This is a genomic window from Gammaproteobacteria bacterium (assembly GCA_019911805.1).
Classification (GTDB): Bacteria; Pseudomonadota; Gammaproteobacteria; order Thiohalobacterales; family Thiohalobacteraceae; genus JAHJQQ01.
In genome coordinates this window covers 1-1,083 of record JAIOJV010000043.1, presented here as the reverse complement: position 1 = coordinate 1,083, position 1,083 = coordinate 1, and the positions used below count along the sequence as shown (strand labels likewise).

The following is a 1,083-nucleotide window of genomic DNA, read 5'->3' as shown; positions in this document are numbered from 1 at the left end:
CGTTGATGGTCTCGGCCAGTGCGTTGTCGTAACTGTCGCCCCGGCTGCCCACCGAAGGCCGTATGCCCGCCTGGTCCAGGCGCTCGGTATAGCGGATGGAAACGTACTGACTGCCCCTGTCGGAATGGTGCGTCAAGGCATCAGCCACAGGCTGGCGGTCGTACAAGGCCTGCTCCAGCGCATCCAGCACAAAGTCCGTCTGCATGCTGCTGCTGACCCGCCAGCCCACGATGCGCCGGGCATACACGTCCACCACGAAGGCCACGTACAGCCAACCCTGCCAGGTGGAGACGTAGGTGAAGTCCGACACCCACAGCTCATTGGGTCGGCTGGCCTTGAATTGCCGGTTGACGTGGTCCAGAGGGCACGGTGCGGAGGTGTCTGGCGTGGTGGTGCGCACCGCCCTGCCACGGCGAGCCCCTTGCAAGCCCATGGCACGCATCAGTCGCTCCACGGTACAACGTGCCACCGGGATGCCCTCGCGGTTCATCTGCAGCCAGACCTTGTCGGCCCCGTAGACCTGCCAGTTGGCGTGCCACACGCGCTGGATATCGGCTTTCAAAGCCTCGTCACGCTGGGCGCGTGCACTGCGCAATTGGGGGTTGCGTTGCCGGGCTGCATGGCGCCAGTAACACGACGGGGCCATCTGCAACACCCGGCAGATGGGCTCGACCCCGTAGTCGTCACGATGACGGTCGATGTAGGCATTCACGACTTGAGTCGGCGGTCGAGCTCCGCCTGCGCAAAAAACGCGCTGGCCGTCTTCAGGATGTCATTGGCCCGGCGCAGCTCTTTGACCTCACGTTCCAGTTCCTTGATGCGCTGGGCATCCGAACTGGTGGTGCCGGCACGCTGGCCGCTGTCGACCTCGGCCTTCTTGACCCATTCGTGGAGGGTCTGCGGCACACAGCCAATCTTGGGGGCAATCGATTCAATGGCTGCCCACAGCGATGGGTAGTCGGCTCGATGCTCCTGCACCATGCGCACGGCGCGCTCGCGGACCTCGGGTGAGAACTTGTTTGACTTGGTCATAGCTCCATCTTCTCAAGTGTTGGAGCCTCCTCAAAACCCGGGGCGGTTCAT

General features: G+C 63.4%; 1 pseudogene and 1 other annotated feature. The pseudogene reads right to left on the bottom strand.

The window, feature by feature from the left end:
• Window positions 1–1,032, bottom strand: a pseudogene (locus K8I04_04310) (IS3 family transposase).
• Window positions 638–754 (bottom strand) — a sequence feature (AL1L pseudoknot). Its footprint overlaps the pseudogene before it by 117 nt.
• Window positions 1,033–1,083 lie beyond the last annotated feature (51 nt).